We start from the raw sequence: 18,973 nt of genomic DNA on the forward strand, positions 1-18,973 counted from the left end.
CTCCAGCCGGGTCTTCCGTCGGCGGGGCGACCCTCTTATTGACTGGCAGCGGCTTTAATTTCCCGCTCCAGTTTTTCAATGTCTTTTTTCACGCCAGCGGCGGTGTTCAGCTCCAAAGCCCGTTGCAGTTCTGCCAAGGCGGCGGACTTGTTGGTATCTCGCAGCAAGTAGCCGATGGCTTTATGCAGCTTGGCGCGCACCTGGTCGGGCATGTCTTGCTCTTTGGTCAGCTCCTGAACTTGCTGCAACATGTCCAGCGTGATGCCCTCTGCCCCTTTCAGGCTGTAGTCGGCAAACTCTTCGGCGATCACAGTGCCCATGGTGCGCTGGTGGGCGTCTGGCGTGGGCAGATTGTGCCGCAAGCAGTACGATGCCAGAGCCAAAGCGGCGTAGTGTTGGCCTGCGTCGATACACCAAAGCAACAGTGTGGTGACCACTTCGTCCGCGCCCCCCTTGTCGGCTTCTAAAATGCCTTTTAGGTATGACTGATATTCTGGAATAAGCTGCTTTTTAAGCTCGATTTTCTTCTCGATGCTCTGAATGCTTTTGAGCTGACGCTTGTGCTCAGCCAGCAAAACCAACTGCCGCTCGTAGGCGGTGTGGCTTTGGGTGTTGGCTGGATCAGCGTTTTTCTCTGCTTCGACTTTGGCCGCCATGCGCTGGCGGTGCCGCTCTGCTGGTGTCATGTTCGCCCCGTTTTTTTGCTGGTTAGTGCAGTAAACCGTATCGGCAGCTACCCACGCTTACGCGTAGGCAGTGCCGTTCCACAGTTTGATATTCTCGACAGCGGCGAAGGCGCCGGTGTCTTCCACCACGTAGTCTTCGTTGATGGACTGGTAGTCTTCGACGCGGTCGCGCTTGGCGTTGTCCACCACGGTGCGGCGGCGCGTGCCCTCTTGCCAGTAGATGGACAGGTTGTCCAAGGTGGTCACCACAATTGTGCGCGGCGGGAAGAATGGCACCCGCACCGCTGGCAGACCGCCAACGCGCTTGCTGGAAATGATGATGTCGCTGGCGATTTTCTCAGTGGGTGTGTTGTTGTCATCAATGATGGGGAAATACTTATCCGCCAGCAGTTGACGGCCCATGATCGCCACCAGCCCGGTGTCTTCGGCGTGCCATTCGTCCAGCAGGTTTTCGACGATGTCGAACACCAGGGAATCCAGGTTCTGGTAGTCGTAACCGGCGTTGGTGCCGACCTTGACGGCGGAAGATGCGGCTTCGACCTCGCTCATGATGCGGGCGGCATCGTTGTCGCGCACGTACTGAATCCAACCCTTGCTAACGTCTTGCAGCAGAGGGTTGGTGGTGCGGTTTGAGGTAGCGGCGCGGCTGGTGCCGTTCCAGCCGATCATCAGGCGGTCGCGGGCGATCTGGCGCAGAATGGCGTCGCGGATGCGGGTTTGGAAATCCGGGAACTTGGCCCACATATCCATCTTCGCGTATTTGAGGTGGGTGTCGAAGTTGGTTTGCTCGCAGCGGTAGCCGAAGGCGTTCAGGCCGGTTGGGTCTGTGGTGGCGCGATCGTTTGAGTCGGTATCGGTCGTGCCAGCGATGGTTGAGCTGGTACCCAAGCCAAGGGTTTCGCCCTCTTGCTCTGAAACCGGAACCACGTTGATGCTCTGCAGGAAGGCTGATGATTCCTGAATACGGTCTTCAAGGGTTTGGGAAATTGAGGGCTCAACAGCGAACTTTGTACCCCCCTTGATATCTTCAAGCGCAATGGCATTCAGCGCGGCTTGCTGGGCCAAATAGCCGTTGTATTTTTCGCGGGTTTCTTTACGCATGCCTGTTGCTCCTGGTGAAAATTTTCTAACTGAGTTCGTTTACTGCTGGGTTCAGCAGTCTGCTAATACTTCGCCGTCACCACCGGTGGCCGGGGGGCGCTGACTGTGTTGGTGTTCTTTGCCAAGCTGGGTTTTGAGTGCGTTCAGCTCGCTGTTTACCGTGGTGAATTTTTCCATCAGATCAGAGATTTCTTGTGCGGATGCGGTAGCACCGTCCATCCCTTCGATCTTTTTAGTAAGTGCCACCACTTCGTTGGCAAGAAGGGTCACCGCCTCATTCTGGTCTTTAATAGCCGCACCAAACTCGGCACCAGTTTCGGCTTTGTCACGCTTGAGCAGCTCTTTGATTTTTGAGAACAGGCCGTTTTCCTCGGGCTTGCTCTCGGCTTCCATCTCGATCTGCACTTCCATGGCAGAGCTGAACAGGTTCTCCGGGCGATTTTTGCGGCTGGCCAGCAGTTTTTCGGCATTGGGCTTTTCGGCAGAGAATTTCAGCGCCTCAGTGCCGAGGCTGGCGGGGCTGTCAGTAACGCCCAAGCCGAACATATAGGCCTGGCCGCTGCCAGCGAAGTCGGGGTCCAATTCAATGGAGGTATAAATTTTCTGCCGCTTTTCGTTAATCGCCAGCAGCTCTTTGGTGGGGTTGATGGCGGCGTAGAGGCCCATTTTGCCTTTCAGATCACCGTCTTTGATTTCCTCGGCTTTCAGCTCTACCACATCGCCCAAGGCAGGAAAGGAGCTGTCGGCGTACAGTCCACGAATGTGTTCCATCCAAATACGGGCGCCGTATTTTTCAGGGCTGTAGGTGCTGGCCATGTCCACAATTTGTTCGCGGGTAATGGCGCGGCCATCGGTGGTCTGGCCTTCAACGGCAACTCGGAAAAATTTCGATTTCATGTTCTGCATCCGCTTTGGTGGCTGTTGGGCTGTGAAATCAGCTATTGAGCGGTAGCGTTGCGGAATTGTTTTGACACGCCAAGGCGGTGCAGGAGTAAACAGGCGGTTTACGCCGAGGCCGCATAAGGGGGTGGCAGCTTTGCCCGTAATCTGGGCGCATGAAAACAGGCTCAGATGACAGGACAGAAGCGCGACTGCTGTATTGGCAGGGCTATCGCATTCCCGAGATCGCTACTCGACTGAGCGTTCCCGGCCCTACCCTGCACAGCTGGAAGCGTCGCGACGATTGGGACAATGCGCCCATCGTGCAGCGGGTTGAGCAATCTATTGATGCCCGACTGTGCCAGCTTTTGAAGAAAGATGAAAAAACCGATCAGGACCTGAAAGAGATTGAGGTGCTGACCAAAAGCCTTGAGCGCACAGCGCGCATCCGCCGGTATGACGATGGCGGCAACGAGGCAGATTTAAACCCAAACGTGCGTAATCGCAACAGGGGAAAGCGGCGCAGCAATAAAAAAATCAAGAACGAGATCTCGCCCGAAGCGCTGGACCGCATCAAAGAAGGCTTCATGGATGAGATATTCGGCTACCAAAAAGAGTGGCTGCATAAAAAGACTCTGCACCGCATTCGAAATATTCTGAAGAGCCGCCAAATTGGCGCCACCTACTATTTTTCCAATGAGGCCTTGGTCGATGCGGCCACCACTGGCGATAACCAGATTTTTATCTCGGCCTCAAAGGCTCAGGCCCATGTTTTTCGGAATTACGTGGTGCAAGCGGCAAAGAAATGGGCTGACGTTGAGCTGACTGGCGACCCGATTGTGTTGCCCAATGGCGCTGAGCTGATATTTCTGTCGACCAATTCCAATACGGCTCAGAGCTACCACGGCCACTTGTATGTGGATGAGTATTTCTGGATCCAGCGGTTTCAGAATCTGCGCAAAGTGGCCTCGGGCATGGCCGCTCACAAGAAGTGGCGCCAGACCTATTTTTCTACGCCATCCAGTGTTAATCACGAGGCCTACCCATTCTGGACCGGTGCACTGTTTAACCGCGGTCGCAAAAAAGAAGACCAAATCCAGTTGGATGTTTCGCACAAAAAGCTGGCGCCCGGCCGCATGTGTGAGGACGGCCAATGGCGGCAGATCGTTACCTTGCTGGATGCCGAGGCCAAAGGCTGCGACCTGTTTGATATTGAGCAGTTGCGGCTGGAGTACAGCCCAGAGGAAATGGAAAACCTCTTTATGTGCCAGTTCGTGGACGACACCTTCTCGGTGTTTTCCTTCACCGAGCTGACGGCCTGCATGGTGGACAGCTGGGTGGCCTGGGATGACTACAAACCGCTGGCACCTCGCCCGATCGGCAACCGCGACGTGTGGATAGGCTACGACCCGTCGCGCACCAGTGATAACGCCAGTTGCGTAGTGGTGGCGCCCTCGCCGGTACCGGGTGGTAAGCACCGCATTTTGGATAAGCTCAACTGGGTGGGCATGGACTTTGTCGACCAGGCTGAGCGCATCAAGCGGCTGACCGAAATCTATAACGTTACCCATATCGGCATCGATAAAACCGCGATTGGCACCGGTGTGTTTGATATGGTGCGCCGTTTTTTCCCCCGCGCTGTCGGTTACGACTATAACCCTGGCATTAAGGCCCAAATGGTACTCAAGGCCAAGGACATTATTTCCCATGGTCGCCTTGAGTTTGATAACGGCTGGACGGATATGGTTCACGCCATGCTGATGATCAAGCGGACCATGACCGCCGGCGGCGGACAGATGACCTACCAAGCCAGCCGCACCAACGAAAGCGGCCACGCCGATTTGGCTTGGGCGCTAATGCACGCACTCGACAACGCCCCGCTTCATGAGAGCGCGGGCAATAACAGCATATTGGAGTTGTTCTGATGGCCACCGCGAAATCCAAACCCGCCAAAAAGCAAAAAACCGAGGTGTTCACCTTTGGCGATGCCGAGCCAGTGCTGGCCGCACGGGATATCTTGGGCTACACCGAGTCGTGGTTTAGCGGCAAATGGTATGAGCCGCCGGTGTCAGTCAATGGCCTGGCCAAAACCTACCGGGCCAACCCACACCACTCCAGCGCGATCCAGGTGAAAAAGAATGTGCTGGTGAAAACCTTCCGCCCTCACCCGCTGTTAAGCCGTCAGGAGTTTGAAAAATTCGTCCTCGATGATCTGGTGTTCGGCAATGCCTATCTGGAGAGAGAGGACAGCCGCTTGGGTACGCCAATTCGACTGCGACATAGTTTGAGTAAGTACACCCGTCGTGGCAAAGACGACACCTACTGGTTTATCCATGACGCTGGCAACCCGCACGAGTTTTCGGCGGGATCGGTATTCCACCTGCTGCAGCCGGATATCAACCAGGAGATTTACGGCGTGCCGGAATACATGTCCAGCCTGCAGAGCGCCTGGCTGAACGAAAGCGCCACCATCTTCCGCCGGCGGTATTACGACAACGGCAGCCACGCAGGCTTCATTCTCTACATGACCGACGCGAGCCAAAATGGCGAGGATGTGGACGCGATCCGCAAGGCCATGAAGGAAAGCAAAGGCCCCGGCAACTTCAAAAACCTGTTCATGTACGCGCCCAACGGCAAAAAAGACGGCATGCAGATCATCCCCATTAGCGAAGTCAGCGCCAAGGACGAGTTCTTCAACATCAAAAACGTCACCCGCGACGACCTTATGGCAGGCCACCGCGTACCGCCCCAGCTCATGGGTGTAATTCCCACCAACACCAGCGGCCTGAGCGACCCAGCTGTTGCCGCCAGAGTGTTCGCCGCAAATGAAATAGAGCCCTCGCAGGAGCGCTACCGACAGCTAAATGACTGGCTCGGTGAAGAGGTGATCACCTTCAACCCCTACACCATAGAAGGCATCAGCCAAGTCTGAGTCGCCAGCATCAGATAGCTCCACCCCACCACCCAGTTGCCGCGCCTAGCGCGGCTTTTTTATGCCCAAATTTCGCACCATTTCGATGCGCCTCCTGCCTTCGCACCCCTCAGGGGGAGGGCCAGCCCCCGGCGCGCGCAGTTCGCCCCCCGCCGCGCCTCCGCGCTTTATGTCAAAGATTTTTTGCAGATGCATAAGTAGGCGGGAACTAGCTACCGCGCAGCTTTGCGGAAATTTCGTAACTCACTGATTTATTGCAGATTTATCTGGCTATGCAGAAATCCATAACAGCAGGCAGCCTCTGAGGAGCAAGGGGGGTGTCGGAAAAGTGTAATTTCTATGAACACCCCCCATAATCATGCGTAACCCATTGTTTTAAAAGGGTTTTAAAGTTACAAAAGGGTGTAATTTATCGTAACTCAAAACGTAATTAATTTATAACTTATTGATTTTTATAGATATTATTTATTGGAAATATTACTACAAATACTGTAACTAAATTACGTTTTTTAACACAATAATTACATTCATCAAGTCAAGTTTTCCATTTAAAAACAACGAGATAAAGCGGCCTCGCGCTCAAATTACAGAAATTACGCTTTTCCGAACCCCCCACACATTCTGAGCGAACCCCTTACGCAGGGAGGCTTTTGCTCCCACGCTGAATACTGTCACCAGCATGCTGGGACCGCTCCGGGACTAAACCGGCACCTTGAATCTGCTATTTGCAGTCGTAACCCATTGATTTATATAGAGCAGGCCGCATCGCGACAGGGTTCGAATCCCTGCCCCTCCGCCATTTTTCTCCCCCTGCAAATTCCCTCCCAACACCTTCAATCTGTGTCGCAAGCGTCCTCGCAAAAAGCACCGAATCGTGTTTCCAAACAGCTTTTCTATGCGTATCATCTGATGAGTGCTTTGCTTATTTACGGAGAAAACCATGCAAGATAAGCCTGTATTTCAGACCAACGCGGCCACCGCGCCGGCCGTCGAAATAAACAAGGTTTTGCGCAATACCTACATGCTGCTGGGACTTACCCTGCTCAACAGCGCCCTGTTCGCCGGTGTCGCCATGGCAATGGACCTTGGCCGAGGAGCCGCACTGGGCTTGATGCTCGGCTCACTGGTCATGCTGTTTGTCGTCAACGCCACAGCCAACTCAGGCAAGGGGCTCATCGCCACATTTGTGTTCACCGCAATGATGGGCGCGTCGTTGGGGCCCATGCTTCAAGCTTATTTGGCGCTGCCAAACGGCCCTTCGCTCGTCATGCAAGCGCTGGGTGGCACAGCCATTGTGTTCTTTGGTCTTTCCGCCTATGCACTCACCACCCGAAAGGACTTCTCCTTTATGGGCGGCTTCCTGATGGTTGGCCTACTGGTCATCGTCGGAGCGAGCATCGCCAACCTCTTTTTCCAGGTTGCAGCGGTTTCACTCGCGATTTCGGCCGCAGCGGTCTTCATCATGTCTGCACTGATTCTGTTTGATACCAGCCGCATTATTCACGGCGGTGAAACCAACTACATCCGCGCCACCGTTGCGCTGTATCTGGACATCTACAATCTCTTTGTTCACCTGTTGAGCCTGCTGGGCGTTTTCAGCGACGACTAAACAACGATATGCCAGCCGCGCAAGCGGCTGGCATTCTCCCCCTCAGTATCAACAACCATGCAATTCGCCATCATGCTCAGCGGTCAGCTCGACCACCCTCATCATAAGATCGCACTGCGTCTCTGCCGACAAGCACTTGATGACGGGCATCAGCTCAATATTCTCTTTTTCACTGGCGACGCCGTGGCCAGTGGTTGTAAAAATACCGGCTCATCAAATCAAGCGGATTGGCAGCAATTGGCCCGTGACAGTGGCGCTGAACTCATTCTGTGCAGTCGCAGCGCCGACGCACTCGGGATCCATAGTGAGCATGTGGCCCCCCATTATGGGCTGGGCGGATTGGCATTATGGATCGACGCCAGCCTGACCGCTGACCGCTGCCTGCAGTTTGGGGGCGAGTAGATGTTGCTGCTCGTCAGTCACGCTAGCAAGCTCCACTTGGCCTCCGATATTGCACTGACCTCTGTTGTATTCGGCCTGGAGCCCACATTAGTCCTGTGGCCAGCGGTAGCCAGGCGCTTTGCTGATGATGCCCCTCTGAAAAAGAAGCTGGAAGAGTTTGGCGTATCATCCCTTTTTCAACTCAGTGCGAACAGCGACTGTTCACCAGACATCCCTGTCATCGACGCACATCAAATCACCACCTTGATGACACAGCAACAAAAGGTACAGAGCTTTTGAGCTGTCTTCACCTGATACAAAGCGATACCGGTTTCCAACATGCGCAGGCGGTGGTGAATGATGGCGACACCATTGTGCTGTTTCCGTTAGCCGGCCAACCCAAGCTCACAATATCTCCGACGATTTCGATCTATCAGCTCAAAGACAGCGGCCTGCCAGACATCCCTGTCATCAGCGATACCGAATTTATTGCGCTCTGTTGCCACCACCAGCAGGTGCTGAGCTGGTAAAATCCGCTTTTAAGCAATTCTAGGGCACCAGCATGAGTGAACATCCCTTTGCCCCCTATGTTCGTATTCTGGGGAAAGGTAAAACCGGCTCCCGCTCACTGAGCATGGACGAAGCCTATGCCGCGATGAACATGATCGTGCGTGGTGAAGTGGAAGATGTGCAACTGGGTGCCTTCCTCATGCTACTCCGTGTGAAAGAGGAAAGTCCGGAAGAACTGGCGGGCTTCGTACGCGCAGTACGCGATAATATTCCCGCACCGACACTCTCTGTCGACCTCGACTGGGCGAGCTACGCCGGCAAACGCCGCCAACAAGCCTGGTATTTACTTGCTGCGCTTGCATTGGCTGACAGCGGACTGCGGGTCGTCATGCATGGCGCTGCGGGCCATACCGAAGGCCGTGTTTACAGCGAGCAATTGCTCGCGTCGTTAGGGGAAACGGTTGTCCAAGACTGGCAGCAGTGCAGCGACGCACTCGACCAGCGCCAATTTTGCTACGTTCCGCTTTCGCTGATGTCACCGCCACTGCAACGTATCATTGCCCTGCGCAATCACTTCGGCCTGCGCTCTCCGGTACACAGCCTAGCCCGCCTGCTGAATCCGTTTCGTGCGGAATATTCCATACAGAGCATATTTCACCCCGCCTATGCCGAAAGCCACCAGCAAGCGGCGGCGTTGCTTGAACAGCCCCATGCCGTCGTTTTCAAAGGCGAAGCCGGTGAAGCGGAGCGCAAACCCGAGGCCATTTGCCGCACTCACAGTGTCCATTACGGCGCACTGGGCGAACAAAGCTGGCCGAAGCTGATTGAAGGGCGCCAAGCCTGGCAGGAAGAAATGAGCAGTGCTCCACTTCGCGCGGCCTGGCGCAACGATGAAATAGACGACTACGGCCGTCAAGCCATCATCGGCACCATAGCCATTGCCCTTCAGCTACGCGACAGCACCCTCGACCAGCACGCCGCTATGAATGCTGCCGCCGACGTCTGGGCCTCCCGTAACCGTCAACGAATCGATTCATGAGCCATTTAAGCATCTCCCCAGAAAACTACAGCACATTGCTTGAGCAGAAAGTGGCGCGCTGCCGTGAGCGTTTCAACTCGCTGTCACTGCCCGACCCACAAGTCATTGCCTCTGCACCTGAGCACTACCGCATGCGCGCGGAATTTCGTATCTGGCATGAGGGCGATGATCTTTACTATGCGATGTTTGATCCCGCTGATCCGAAAACGCCGCTGCGGGTAGACGATTTCCCCGTTGCCAGTCTCGCCATCTGCGAGCTGATGCCGCGGCTACGCGACGCCCTGATAGCCGAGCACTCACTGCGCCACCGGCTTTTCCAGGTCGAATTTCTGAGCACCCTCAGTGGGGAAATGCTGGTCACGCTGGTCTACCACCGCCGACTGGACGATAGCTGGCAGGCTGCCGCCGAGCTGCTGAGTGAACAACTGAATATTCAAGTTATTGGCCGTAGCCGTAAACAAAAATGCGTCCTCGGAAGGGACTACGTCAATGAAGTACTGCCTATCAACGGGCGGGAATTCCACTATCGCCAGTACGAGGGCGGATTCACTCAGCCCAACGCCAATATCAATTGCAAGATGATCGAATGGGCACTGGAAAAACTGGGGCCATCAGAACAGGACTTGCTCGAGCTTTACTGCGGCAACGGTAACTTTACGGCGCCACTATCCCGACAGTTCCGGCGCGTGCTGGCCACGGAAATTTCCAAAACCTCCGTCAAAGCCGCAAGGGAAAATTTTGCCGCCAACGGCATCGATAATGTCGACATTCTGCGGATGTCCAGTGAAGAATTCGCGTCAGCGCTTAACGGCGAGCGGGAATTCCGTCGTCTGGCCGAGGTCAACTTGCCTGACTACGCACTGAATACGGTGCTGGTCGATCCGCCCCGCGCCGGGCTGGATGAGGGGACACGGGCTCTGGTATCGCGGTTTTCAAGAATTGCCTACATCTCTTGTAACCCCGAAACACTGTCGCGAGATCTGCAGCAGTTGAGTCGTACTCACCGCGCCAGCCATTTCGCGCTCTTTGATCAATTCCCCTACACTGATCATATGGAATGCGGCGTGATTCTTGAACGCAGCAACGCCGACTGATACGAGGACAGGAAGCATGACAGTCAAATTGACTGACAAAGAACTGAGCGATGCCCTGAAACAGCTTAAACGCTGGCAGCAGGAAGACGACTGCCTGGTTCGTGAATTTGAATTCGACAACTTTATTGCCGCTTTCGCCTTCATGAGTCGGGTTGCCATACGCGCCGAGAAAATCGACCACCATCCGGACTGGTCGAACAGCTATAACAAGGTCAGAATCTCACTGACCAGTCACGATACCGGTGGCCTGACGGCGCGAGATCTCGCACTGGCCGATGCGATTGATCAGGAGTTCAGCAAGTGCTGAGCCCCCTGCCCCACGTTAAAGCACGGCGATCCCCAGTTCACGCAGTCGGCGACTGAGATAATCATCCAGTGCACTCAGGTCTTCCGGGTGCACATCAATCACCGCTATTTTCATTTCCCGGCAGGCTTCAGACCTCGCCATGCGAGCGGTCAGCTCATCGGGGTGCTCTGCCCCACTCCACAGCTCGATGCACAGTCGATGCTCCGCCAGGAAAAAATCACATACCCCCAGCTCGCTGCCAAACAATTGCTGCGCCGAGGCGTAGCGCAACCCAGCGAGGTACAGCCAGTTTGCCAACTGGCGATGCGCCGGGCTCTGACAGTGCATGCCGTCAATACTCGGCGGGTTCTGATCCAATAGGTCCTCACTCGCTTGACTGCGCCGATGCAGTTCAAGCAAGGGAGCATGGTCCTGCATTTCCTCGGGCCACATCACATAGCTCTGGCCGTTCTGCGGATTTTCACAGGGTTGTGCCCCGTACTGGAGGCCAGTAGGCGTCGCCTCCCAGCCCCGGCGACCAGGACTGATATAGCCCAGTGCATGCAGCAGTCTATTTAACTGACGGGCAGTAATCCCCAACGGCCGCCCTAGATCGGCCGGCGATAACAGGCGTTGACTCTCCATCGCCTGAAAAAGCCGGTGTTCCACGATCTTCGCCGGCCAGACAATATAACGACCGTAGCGCTTGCTATTAATGTAGCGACCGCCCTCAAACTGGCCCTTACCGGTCAGTGCCCAGCCATCGTCGACCTTTCTAATCCAGCCGTAATCCTTCAGCGTGGAAAACAACTGCTGCACCGGCAGCTCCAGCTGCCGGGCGAGTGCTGAAGTCGAGAGCGCCTCGTCACTCACTCGGCAGTCGCCCCCGGGTAACGGGTTTTGAGGCTGACATATACCAGATCGGCATAGTCATTCGCTTGGCTATCCAGCTCGGCGAGAATCTCCACCAGGTGGACATTGTCCTCACGACCATCCCACACCTTGATGTAACTGCCATCTTTATAACCATGGTCTTGCCGGAAGAAATTGAGGACGTTTTTACCCACGTACTGACGGTACAGGCTATCGAAATCCAGCCCCGAAGCGTGGAGCAAATCGCGGAATAGAGAAACGGAAAAGGAGCGGGTTTGCAGGCTATGCGCCGCCAGTGCTTCGGTAGCCAGCAGCACATCAGTCTCGCCGGTGGCTGACGCCTCCAGCTCAGCCAGCATGTTCGCGGCAATGTCTTCGTGGCTCAGACCGGGGGCGAACAAGGCACTCATGCCAAAATGCCAGATATCCACAACCTCCAACTGCACCTGCTCGGTGTCGCTGTGCTGTTTCTTCCACCACTTGTAGCCCTGGTGATCCATCAACTCACCGCATTCAATCCATACGGCGCGATACCACTCATAGCCCTGCTCAGTCCATTGCGGATGGACGCGCTGATTCATGCGGTCCTGCATGCCAAGCATGGTAGTAAAGGCTGATAACAAGGCTTGGTTCGACACCGTCTTCTCCCGTGATTCGCAAAGCCTGTCATCATAAAACAAAGCTCGCGCGGGTGATACGGCAGGCTAGCTTGCTGAATCGCAGTGGGACATGTCCGTTTCAGCGAGCGCGATGAGCCGGGCAAGCGCGTCGGGACTAAAGTTTTCCCGCTCGTCGCTTTCCACGCGGCTTAAGATTACCGCAGGAATCTGAGCGGCAAAATTGGCGGCATAGACCAGTCGCCGGGGTTGAGACCAGACCATAATATTTGAGCTGGGGCCGTGAAGCGTGTAGCGCTGGCTGCGAATAAGGTTGGGCTTCCACATGCGTCAGACAGTCCTCATGCGCAACGGCGAATGCGTAATGGATCGAGGCCGACGCGCAAGCTGCGACCGCAGGCGAAATCCACCAATGGCAGGCTTCGCTCAGTCAGCAAGATCGCGGCAACCGCCTCGGGAAGGTTAGGCAGGCAAAGCATTTCACGGGGCGATTCGGCCTGAGGGAAACTAACGAGCAGATCGTAACGCGCTTGCTTGCGCTCATCGCGACTCTCGCACAGCTCGTAATGAACATCATCGATATTGCGGGGAAAAGCATGGTCAACGGCGAGATGGCTCACCGTGCCATCATCGTTATAGCCGATCAAATAACTGGCGATTAACATACCCGGCCCCTGACTCATTTCCAATGCAGAGATTATCGCCAGCAGGCCGCCGAACCACTATCCGTTGAACTACCTAGCAACGCATCGCAAGGCCGGTACTATTGCCTAAACTCTCTGCTATTCAAGGGCTTGGCGCTCGGATCACTGCTCCGCCAAGGATTGATATCCAGACCGCCGCGCCGCAGGTAGCGGGCGTAAACGGTCAGCGATTCCGGCTGACATTGTCGCCAGATATCGCAAAAAATCTGTTCCACACATTGCTCGTGGAAATCGTTCTGTTGGCGAAATGACACCAGATAGCGCAACAACGCCGCCTCATCCAATCTCGGGCCGTCACAGCAAATATGCACACTCGCCCAATCGGGTTGCCCGGTCACCGGACAACGTGAGCGCAGCAAGTGGCTGTAATAACTCTGCGCCAACTGACGGTCGTCGTGGCAAGCCAGCAGCGCGGCGTCCGGTTGATAATCGCGCATTTCAATGTCCTGCTCATCCAGACACTGCCCCCGCATAGCATCAATACCGAGCCCGCCGGGCCATGCCGCGGGACGATGTAAAACGACTGTCACCGGCGCACCACAGGCCGCACTCAAGTCGTTCTGCAACGTTTTCTGTACCGCATCAGTACTCGCCCAGCGTCCCTGATTAAAGGAATTCAGATACAGCTTGAAGGACTTGGACTCAATGATATTCGGCGAATCCGCCGGGAAGTGGAACTCCCCGCAGGCCACCAGAGGCTTGCCCCGCTCATTCAACCAGGACATTTCATAGGCATTCCAGATATCCACGCCCGCAAAGGGAAGATCGCCCTGAACGTTCAGGCGTGAGCGACCGTCAAGACGGGGAATCGGGTGCAAAACGTCAGGCGAATACTGCTCGGGATACTCAACCTGACTACCCAGGGGGCCGTGAAGACTCATTGCCGACTCCTCACTGACGCAGGCGCTTGCCGCTGTTGAGCAAGTGCATGCAATAGGCGTATGCCAGCAAGGTGAATACCGCGACCATCAAAAAGGCCGTGCCAACATTGACATCAGAGACCCCCAGCACGCCATAGCGGAAGGCATTGACGATATAGAGCATCGGATTCAGGCGCGACACCCCTGCCCAAAAGTCTGGCAGTAGATCTACCGAATAAAACACGCCACCGAGATAGGTCAGCGGCGTGAGGACAAACACCGGCACGATCGAGACGTCGTCGAAATTATTGGCATAGACCGCATTGATAAAGCCCGCCAGCGAGAACATTACCGAGGTCATCAGCACAATACCCACGGTCACCCACAAGTGATGGATGTGCATCTTGGTGAAAAACAGCGACAGCAATGTGACGATCAGCCCCACCAGCAAACCGCGCGCTACGCCGCCGAGCACATAGCCCCAGAGCACAGTATTGTTGGACATGGGCGACACCAAAATCTCTTCGACAAAACGCTGGAACTTGGCTGCAAAAAACGACGACACCACATTGGAATAACTGTTGGTGATCACCGACATCATAATCAGCCCCGGCACCACAAACTGCATGTAGCTGAAGCCACCCATCTCGCCGATACGGCTACCGATAAGCGTGCCGAAAATAATAAAATACAGCGACATGGTGATGGCTGGCGGCAGCAACGTCTGCATCCATATACGCAGGAAACGCCGGATTTCCTTCCGGATGATGGTAAAAAACGCGATCCATTGTTCACGGGCGGTCATACACTTCCCCTCTTGCGCCTTGGCCTAGTTCTTATTGGCCAACAGCGATACAAACAATTCTTCCAGACGGTTGGCCTTATTGCGCATACTCGTCACCTCAATACCTTGCGCAGACAGCGCCGCGAACACCGCATTGAGTGAAGCCCCTTTTTCCACCGCAACTTCCAGCATGTGGTCATCCGTTTTCTGGGTATCAAAGCCCGCCAACTGGATGTCATCCGGCACACTCTGCAGGGTATCCAGCACAAAGGTTTCTCGCTGCAGCTGCTTGAGCAGACTTTTCATCTCGGTGTTTTCGGCGATCTCGCCATGATCGATAATGGCGATGTGGCGGCAAAGGCTCTCCGCCTCCTCCAGATAGTGCGTGGTGAGAATGATGGTCGTGCCCTGCCGGTTGATCTCTTGGAGGAACGTCCACATTGAGCGACGCAGTTCGATATCTACCCCGGCGGTCGGCTCATCAAGAATTAACAGGCGTGGCTGGTGCACCAGGGCACGGGCAATCATCAATCGACGTTTCATGCCCCCTGACAGCATACGCGATGCCGTGTGACGCTTGTCCCACAGGTCGAGCTGCTTCAGGTAGGTCTCCGCGCGCTCGCAGGCGAGGTCTCGGCTAAGGCCGTAGTAGCCCGCCTGATTTACCACGATGTCCCACACAGTTTCAAAATTGGAGAAATTGAATTCCTGCGGAACTACGCCGATCTCTTTTTTGGCCAGCGCCAGCTCGCTATCAATCGAGTGCCCAAACACTTCAACACTGCCCGCGGTTTTCTTTACCAGCGAACAGATGATACCGATGGTGGTGGATTTACCGGCCCCGTTGGGGCCTAACAACGCAAAGAAGTCTCCCTCCTGAACCTCGAGATCAATGCCTTTCAGTGCTTCGAAGCCATTGTCGTAGACTTTCCGCAATCCCTTTATTTTCAGGGCCTTGCTCATAGTTTCACCCCATTCACAAATTCGCGTGACAAGCCGTCTATTTTGCCACGGCAGACAGATCGAATACACTGGCGCGCTTCAGTTACCGGTAGGGAGCCAGCGTGAACAGCCGATCGCATTATTTTCTGAATCTTGTTGAACAACTTGCCAGACAGTGCAAAAACGGCCTGCCCGGCCATGGCGGGCACAGTGAGGACGCCATCAGCAACACCATCGACACCGTGGAACAGTTGACGAGCCGAATGGCGCAGGGCGAGGACAGCGCAGCCCAGGGCCAGGCTCTGATCAGTCAGATCATTGCCCACTTTCCCGACATTGCCGCCATCATGCACCGCGATCTGCTGTGGTGCTTCGGTGGCGACTGCCTGCACTTTCTCAGCGACGACGAGCTTGCCCGCTATCAGCAACTCGAGGAACGGTACTATGAGGACTGCGGCGCCGAGGATTCGGCAGAAACGGGCCTGTATCGCGATCTGCGGGCAAAGGTGTTTGGCATGCACTGAGTCCGCCACGCGGACTCCACCTCAGCCGCGCCTTATTCGGGACGAAAAAAAAGCGAAACAGTTGTTTCGCTTTTTTGTTTGGAGCGGGAAACCGGGTTCGAACCGGCGACCTCAACCTTGGCAAGGTTGCGCTCTACCAACTGAGCTATTCCCGCGTAATGCCTTGTGCAGACTAAGAGCAACACATTCAACTCTTGTCTTTACTGCTTTGATATTTAAGCAGTTTTTATAAATCGGCGCGAATTCTAAAACCCGTCCAATTTACTGTCAAGCATTGCTTCGCCTCAATGCCTGTTTGAATATTTGCGCTGAAACTCAGCCGCCAATACCCAGAAATAATGGCGTCCCCTAGGGGACTCGAACCCCTGTTACTGCCGTGAAAGGGCAGTGTCCTAGGCCACTAGACGAAGGGGACGCAGTCTTTTTTAGAACCCCAAAAAGGGTGCCCGTCAAAAGAGGTGGCAATTTTAGTGGCCGCTTGTGGGGCCGTCAAGGCTATTTTCCAGCTTCCTTCGCTTTTTTTCACCGAAAATGAATGCCTTGCATCTACGGCAAACCGGCAGTGACTAAAGCCTGAACAGATTGACCACAAATTGCACTAAAGAGCTGGCCATTACAGCATTGGCAGACGGGCTTGCGCCCTAGCCAACTCCTCCCGGCATTCAACCATCATGCGCTTGAGAAGCTGCGCACAGCCCGGGATATCGTCAATCAGCCCAGCGACCATACCGGCGGTAATAACGCCACCATTGGCATCACCGGAGAGCAACGCTTCGCGGCCTCGCCCCCCCGCCACAAGGTGGCGGATATCCTCAAAGACACAGCCTCCAGGCTGATTTTCAATGCTGAGTACCTCATTCGACACCACATTGCTGAGCACCCTTGCGGTGTTACGCAGACTCCTGAAGATCAACCGCGTATCGCGTTCACTTGCATTAATCAGAGCCTGCTTAATATTATCGTGAATGGGCGCCTCCAGCGTGGCGCAAAACCGTGTTCCCATGTTTACGCCCTGAGCACCGAGCGCTAACGCTGCCGCCATGCCACGACCATCCGCGATACCGCCCGACGCAATCACCGGAATATCCAGTGCCGCTGCCGCAGCGGGAATCAATACCAACCCCGGCACGTCCTCCTCACCCGGATGGCCTGCGCACTCAAAGCCATCGATGCTGATGGCATCCACCCCCAGTGACTGCGCTTTCAGTGCGTGCCTGACCGCAACACACTTGTGAATCACTGTAATATCCGCCGCCTTGAGGCGTGGCCAGAATTCAATGGCCTCGTTACCTGCGGTTTCGACAATCTGCACACCGCTATCGATAATCGCATCGATATAGTCGCTGTATGGTGGTGGGTTAATCGAGGGAAACAGGGTCATATTGACCCCAAAAGGCTTGTCCGTCATCTCGCGACAACGGGCAATTTCGTCACGCAATGCATCGGGAGTGGGCTGGGTCAGCCCTGTGAGAATACCTAGCCCTCCAGCATTAGACACTGCAGAGGCCAATTCCGCACGCCCGACCCACTGCATCCCCCCCTGAATTATCGGGTAAGCAATGCCCAGCAGCTCGCATACTGCGTTCGCCATAGTGACTCCTCCATAGTTTGAAACAGCGGGACCGTTTTCAGTCTTTGGGGAGCGGTTTCGGACGATCCATTTTGAATAGATCTGTACCGCGGGCATACCAGCCACTGCCGTGAACGCGACCGATCAGGTTCATTGCCGGGGTATCTAAATAGACCTTATCCGGATCGAGGATGAATTCATCCTTTATATGTGTCACCAGAATCTCGCCAATCACAATGGTCTGACGCGGTCCGATTTCCAGCATTTCCAGGCTACGACATTCGAAGCTGACCGGGCTGCTGGCGATACGCTCAGGCGTCACCGCCGTCGATGGCAGGGTTTCGATATTGGCGTACTCCAATTCGTCCAGATCAGCCGGCGCATCAATGCTGGTCATATTCATTTTTTCAGCATCCGCTTCGCAAACCAGGTTAACGACGAACTCGCCAGTTGCGGCGATGTTGCTCGCGGTATTTTTCATCCCGCCACTAGCCGGATCTTTGAGCAAGCCCAACACCACCATCGGCGGTTCATCGCCTACCGCATTGAAAAAGCTGTATGGTGCCGCATTGCGCGTGCCGTCCTCAGACACCGTCGTAATCCAGGCAATTGGCCGCGGAGTAATGGTGGAGTTGAGGATTTTATAGCGCTTGATCAAACTCAATTCGCGCATATCAAAAAGCATGAATAACCACCTTTTGTCTGTTATCAGTCGGTGTAAGCGTATCTATGACGTTGCACGATTACGCATTTTTTTGTTGCTTACGCGCGGCGGCTTCAGCCCGCACCCGGGCGACTTCTTCGCCGGTTTGAGAAAGCGTGCCAAAACTCAGTTCCAAGGCGCTGTGCTGGCTCAGCTCGGAACTTTCTGCGGTATTCAGCAAACGCTTGGCCATTTCGACCGAGTGCCGATTGCCCGCACCAAAGGCCGATGCCATTTCAACCGCCTGCACGGTGGCCTGCCCTGCGGGCGCCAAGCGACTCAGCAGGCCCAGCGACAAGGCCTCCTGGGCGGTAACAACGCGCTCGGAAAATAAAATCTCAGCCGCGCGATAGACGCCCAGTTGCTTACGCAAGAACCAGATAAAACCGCCGTCAGGCACCAGGCCCAAACGCAGGAATGGCGCAGAGAACTTTGCCTCATCCGAAGCAATGATCAGATCACAGGCCAAGGCCAGACTCCAGCCCATGCCGATGGCCCCGCCTTCAACGGCCGCAATAACCGGCACTGGCAGACTGCGAAGGCGATGCATCACCTGTTGACCAAGTTCGAGCCGTGCAGCGGGTGCCAGTGCACCCTCACCTCTGGACGGCGGTGTTTTCAGATCCCCTCCGGCGCAAAAAAAGCCCCCCGCTGCCGCCAATACAACAGCACGCGGGGGACTAGCCTGGGATATTTCGCGAACGGCTGCATCCAGGTCATTCCACAGATCAAACGACACGGCATTTCTTGCCTGCGGACGATTCAGTGTCAGCACAACAACGTCGTGTTCGTTTCTTTCGACGGTGACCTGCGGCGTGTCTGCAGAGGAACTTGCAACCATTTTTATGTCCTTTTTCTTTCTCTTATTGAAGCGCCGAA

At 55.2% G+C, this 18,973-nt stretch carries 23 protein-coding genes and 2 tRNA genes; 10 read left to right on the forward strand and 15 right to left on the reverse strand.

Annotated features, from left to right (window positions below):
- Positions 1 to 35: 35 nt before the first annotated feature.
- Genes gpM through G411_RS0100940 form a run of 3 tightly spaced genes read right to left on the reverse strand, consistent with a single transcriptional unit; the run spans position 36 to position 2,684 of the window.
- Positions 36 to 686 carry a phage terminase small subunit gene (gene gpM / locus G411_RS0100930; protein WP_028968024.1) on the reverse strand — a complete coding sequence of 217 codons (651 nt, stop codon included), beginning with the start codon at positions 684 to 686 and terminating at the stop codon, positions 36 to 38.
- A 57-nt stretch (positions 687 to 743) separates the two neighbouring features.
- A complete protein-coding gene (locus G411_RS0100935; RefSeq protein WP_022957290.1) occupies positions 744 to 1,787 on the reverse strand; it encodes a phage major capsid protein, P2 family in 1,044 nt (347 codons plus the stop codon).
- Between the two features lie 51 nt (positions 1,788 to 1,838).
- A complete protein-coding gene (locus tag G411_RS0100940; RefSeq protein WP_022957291.1) occupies positions 1,839 to 2,684 on the reverse strand; it encodes a GPO family capsid scaffolding protein in 846 nt (281 codons plus the stop codon).
- 158 nt (positions 2,685 to 2,842) lie between these two features.
- Between G411_RS0100940 and G411_RS0100945 the strand changes: the two genes are divergently transcribed.
- The 9 genes from G411_RS0100945 to G411_RS0100985 all read left to right on the forward strand — a co-directional run bounded on the left by G411_RS0100945 (position 2,843) and on the right by G411_RS0100985 (position 10,538).
- Positions 2,843 to 4,591 (forward strand): terminase large subunit domain-containing protein, encoded by a 1,749-nt coding sequence (locus tag G411_RS0100945; RefSeq protein WP_022957292.1) that lies wholly within the window; start codon positions 2,843 to 2,845, stop codon positions 4,589 to 4,591.
- The gene (locus G411_RS0100950) at positions 4,591 to 5,598 is read left to right on the forward strand and encodes a phage portal protein (RefSeq protein ID WP_022957293.1); all 1,008 of its coding nucleotides are present in this window, start codon (positions 4,591 to 4,593) and stop codon (positions 5,596 to 5,598) included. Before G411_RS0100945 ends, G411_RS0100950 begins: the two co-directional genes overlap by 1 nt.
- 940 nt (positions 5,599 to 6,538) lie before the next feature.
- Complete coding sequence (locus G411_RS0100955; protein WP_022957294.1) at positions 6,539 to 7,207, forward strand: Bax inhibitor-1/YccA family protein; 669 nt, start codon at positions 6,539 to 6,541, stop codon at positions 7,205 to 7,207.
- A gap of 57 nt (positions 7,208 to 7,264) precedes the next feature.
- Positions 7,265 to 7,609: a DsrE/DsrF/TusD sulfur relay family protein gene (locus G411_RS0100960; protein ID WP_022957295.1), complete on the forward strand. Its 345-nt coding sequence runs from the start codon at positions 7,265 to 7,267 to the stop codon at positions 7,607 to 7,609.
- Positions 7,610 to 7,888 (forward strand): hypothetical protein, encoded by a 279-nt coding sequence (locus tag G411_RS0100965; RefSeq protein ID WP_022957296.1) that lies wholly within the window; start codon positions 7,610 to 7,612, stop codon positions 7,886 to 7,888. It abuts the gene before it with no gap.
- Complete coding sequence (locus G411_RS0100970) at positions 7,885 to 8,118, forward strand: hypothetical protein (RefSeq protein WP_022957297.1); 234 nt, start codon at positions 7,885 to 7,887, stop codon at positions 8,116 to 8,118. Before G411_RS0100965 ends, G411_RS0100970 begins: the two co-directional genes overlap by 4 nt.
- Before the next feature lie 32 nt (positions 8,119 to 8,150).
- Positions 8,151 to 9,137 (forward strand): glycosyl transferase family protein, encoded by a 987-nt coding sequence (locus G411_RS0100975; RefSeq protein WP_022957298.1) that lies wholly within the window; start codon positions 8,151 to 8,153, stop codon positions 9,135 to 9,137.
- A complete protein-coding gene (gene trmA, locus G411_RS0100980; protein ID WP_022957299.1) occupies positions 9,134 to 10,231 on the forward strand; it encodes a tRNA (uridine(54)-C5)-methyltransferase TrmA in 1,098 nt (365 codons plus the stop codon). The genes G411_RS0100975 and trmA overlap by 4 nt, the downstream gene beginning before the upstream one ends.
- 16 nt (positions 10,232 to 10,247) lie before the next feature.
- Entirely contained in the window at positions 10,248 to 10,538 is a 291-nt protein-coding gene (locus tag G411_RS0100985; RefSeq protein WP_022957300.1) for a 4a-hydroxytetrahydrobiopterin dehydratase, read from the forward strand.
- 15 nt (positions 10,539 to 10,553) lie between these two features.
- Here G411_RS0100985 and G411_RS0100990 read toward each other — a convergent pair whose 3' ends face one another.
- The 7 genes from G411_RS0100990 to G411_RS0101020 all read right to left on the reverse strand — a co-directional run bounded on the left by G411_RS0100990 (position 10,554) and on the right by G411_RS0101020 (position 15,318).
- Positions 10,554 to 11,390, reverse strand: a complete 837-nt coding sequence (locus G411_RS0100990; protein ID WP_022957301.1) for a hypothetical protein — start codon at positions 11,388 to 11,390, stop codon at positions 10,554 to 10,556.
- Positions 11,387 to 11,992, reverse strand: coding sequence for a dUTP diphosphatase (locus G411_RS0100995; protein WP_028968026.1), 606 nt, complete (start codon positions 11,990 to 11,992; stop codon positions 11,387 to 11,389). The genes G411_RS0100990 and G411_RS0100995 overlap by 4 nt, the downstream gene beginning before the upstream one ends.
- Positions 11,993 to 12,094: 102 nt before the next feature.
- Positions 12,095 to 12,334 (reverse strand): hypothetical protein, encoded by a 240-nt coding sequence (locus G411_RS0101000; RefSeq protein ID WP_022957303.1) that lies wholly within the window; start codon positions 12,332 to 12,334, stop codon positions 12,095 to 12,097.
- Between the two features lie 14 nt (positions 12,335 to 12,348).
- Positions 12,349 to 12,672 (reverse strand): hypothetical protein, encoded by a 324-nt coding sequence (locus tag G411_RS0101005; protein ID WP_157581080.1) that lies wholly within the window; start codon positions 12,670 to 12,672, stop codon positions 12,349 to 12,351.
- 98 nt (positions 12,673 to 12,770) lie between these two features.
- Complete coding sequence (gene queF / locus G411_RS0101010) at positions 12,771 to 13,592, reverse strand: NADPH-dependent 7-cyano-7-deazaguanine reductase QueF (protein WP_022957305.1); 822 nt, start codon at positions 13,590 to 13,592, stop codon at positions 12,771 to 12,773.
- A gap of 10 nt (positions 13,593 to 13,602) precedes the next feature.
- Positions 13,603 to 14,376 carry an ABC transporter permease gene (locus tag G411_RS0101015; RefSeq protein ID WP_022957306.1) on the reverse strand — a complete coding sequence of 258 codons (774 nt, stop codon included), beginning with the start codon at positions 14,374 to 14,376 and terminating at the stop codon, positions 13,603 to 13,605.
- A 24-nt stretch (positions 14,377 to 14,400) separates the two neighbouring features.
- Complete coding sequence (locus tag G411_RS0101020) at positions 14,401 to 15,318, reverse strand: ABC transporter ATP-binding protein (RefSeq protein ID WP_022957307.1); 918 nt, start codon at positions 15,316 to 15,318, stop codon at positions 14,401 to 14,403.
- 101 nt (positions 15,319 to 15,419) lie between these two features.
- Between G411_RS0101020 and G411_RS18835 the strand changes: the two genes are divergently transcribed.
- Positions 15,420 to 15,821 carry a PA2817 family protein gene (locus tag G411_RS18835; RefSeq protein WP_022957308.1) on the forward strand — a complete coding sequence of 134 codons (402 nt, stop codon included), beginning with the start codon at positions 15,420 to 15,422 and terminating at the stop codon, positions 15,819 to 15,821.
- Between the two features lie 79 nt (positions 15,822 to 15,900).
- On the opposite strand, the gene G411_RS0101030 is transcribed toward G411_RS18835, so the two are convergent.
- The 5 genes from G411_RS0101030 to G411_RS0101050 all read right to left on the reverse strand — a co-directional run bounded on the left by G411_RS0101030 (position 15,901) and on the right by G411_RS0101050 (position 18,935).
- A tRNA-Gly gene (locus tag G411_RS0101030) sits at positions 15,901 to 15,976 on the reverse strand.
- Between the two features lie 184 nt (positions 15,977 to 16,160).
- Positions 16,161 to 16,236, reverse strand: a tRNA-Glu gene (locus G411_RS0101035).
- A 198-nt stretch (positions 16,237 to 16,434) separates the two neighbouring features.
- Positions 16,435 to 17,412, reverse strand: a complete 978-nt coding sequence (locus G411_RS0101040; protein ID WP_022957309.1) for an NAD(P)H-dependent flavin oxidoreductase — start codon at positions 17,410 to 17,412, stop codon at positions 16,435 to 16,437.
- A 37-nt stretch (positions 17,413 to 17,449) separates the two neighbouring features.
- Entirely contained in the window at positions 17,450 to 18,076 is a 627-nt protein-coding gene (locus G411_RS0101045) for a flavin reductase family protein (RefSeq protein WP_022957310.1), read from the reverse strand.
- Positions 18,077 to 18,134: 58 nt separating this feature from the next.
- Positions 18,135 to 18,935: an enoyl-CoA hydratase/isomerase family protein gene (locus G411_RS0101050; protein WP_022957311.1), complete on the reverse strand. Its 801-nt coding sequence runs from the start codon at positions 18,933 to 18,935 to the stop codon at positions 18,135 to 18,137.
- Positions 18,936 to 18,973: the final 38 nt, after the last annotated feature.

Source organism: Spongiibacter tropicus DSM 19543, assembly GCF_000420325.1.
In the GTDB taxonomy this organism is placed as follows: Bacteria; Pseudomonadota; Gammaproteobacteria; order Pseudomonadales; family Spongiibacteraceae; genus Spongiibacter; species Spongiibacter tropicus.

Excerpts from the sequence above, each read along its gene's own strand:
- G411_RS0100935 (WP_022957290.1), bottom strand. The coding sequence starts at position 1,787 with ATGCGTAAAGAAACCCGCGAAAAATACAACGGCTATTTGGCCCAGCAA.
- G411_RS0101050 (WP_022957311.1), bottom strand. The coding sequence starts at position 18,935 with ATGGTTGCAAGTTCCTCTGCAGACACGCCGCAGGTCACCGTCGAAAGA.
- G411_RS0101015 (WP_022957306.1), bottom strand. The coding sequence starts at position 14,376 with ATGACCGCCCGTGAACAATGGATCGCGTTTTTTACCATCATCCGGAAG.
- G411_RS0101020 (WP_022957307.1), bottom strand. The coding sequence starts at position 15,318 with ATGAGCAAGGCCCTGAAAATAAAGGGATTGCGGAAAGTCTACGACAAT.
- G411_RS0101005 (WP_157581080.1), bottom strand. The coding sequence starts at position 12,672 with ATGTTAATCGCCAGTTATTTGATCGGCTATAACGATGATGGCACGGTG.
- trmA (WP_022957299.1), top strand. The coding sequence starts at position 9,134 with ATGAGCCATTTAAGCATCTCCCCAGAAAACTACAGCACATTGCTTGAG.
- queF (WP_022957305.1), bottom strand. The coding sequence starts at position 13,592 with ATGAGTCTTCACGGCCCCCTGGGTAGTCAGGTTGAGTATCCCGAGCAG.
- gpM (WP_028968024.1), bottom strand. The coding sequence starts at position 686 with ATGACACCAGCAGAGCGGCACCGCCAGCGCATGGCGGCCAAAGTCGAA.
- G411_RS0100965 (WP_022957296.1), top strand. The coding sequence starts at position 7,610 with ATGTTGCTGCTCGTCAGTCACGCTAGCAAGCTCCACTTGGCCTCCGAT.
- G411_RS0100945 (WP_022957292.1), top strand. The coding sequence starts at position 2,843 with ATGAAAACAGGCTCAGATGACAGGACAGAAGCGCGACTGCTGTATTGG.
- G411_RS0100985 (WP_022957300.1), top strand. The coding sequence starts at position 10,248 with ATGACAGTCAAATTGACTGACAAAGAACTGAGCGATGCCCTGAAACAG.
- G411_RS0100960 (WP_022957295.1), top strand. The coding sequence starts at position 7,265 with ATGCAATTCGCCATCATGCTCAGCGGTCAGCTCGACCACCCTCATCAT.
- G411_RS0101045 (WP_022957310.1), bottom strand. The coding sequence starts at position 18,076 with ATGCTTTTTGATATGCGCGAATTGAGTTTGATCAAGCGCTATAAAATC.
- G411_RS0100940 (WP_022957291.1), bottom strand. The coding sequence starts at position 2,684 with ATGAAATCGAAATTTTTCCGAGTTGCCGTTGAAGGCCAGACCACCGAT.
- G411_RS0100975 (WP_022957298.1), top strand. The coding sequence starts at position 8,151 with ATGAGTGAACATCCCTTTGCCCCCTATGTTCGTATTCTGGGGAAAGGT.
- G411_RS0100955 (WP_022957294.1), top strand. The coding sequence starts at position 6,539 with ATGCAAGATAAGCCTGTATTTCAGACCAACGCGGCCACCGCGCCGGCC.
- G411_RS0101000 (WP_022957303.1), bottom strand. The coding sequence starts at position 12,334 with ATGTGGAAGCCCAACCTTATTCGCAGCCAGCGCTACACGCTTCACGGC.
- G411_RS0100995 (WP_028968026.1), bottom strand. The coding sequence starts at position 11,992 with ATGCTTGGCATGCAGGACCGCATGAATCAGCGCGTCCATCCGCAATGG.
- G411_RS0101040 (WP_022957309.1), bottom strand. The coding sequence starts at position 17,412 with ATGGCGAACGCAGTATGCGAGCTGCTGGGCATTGCTTACCCGATAATT.
- G411_RS0100950 (WP_022957293.1), top strand. The coding sequence starts at position 4,591 with ATGGCCACCGCGAAATCCAAACCCGCCAAAAAGCAAAAAACCGAGGTG.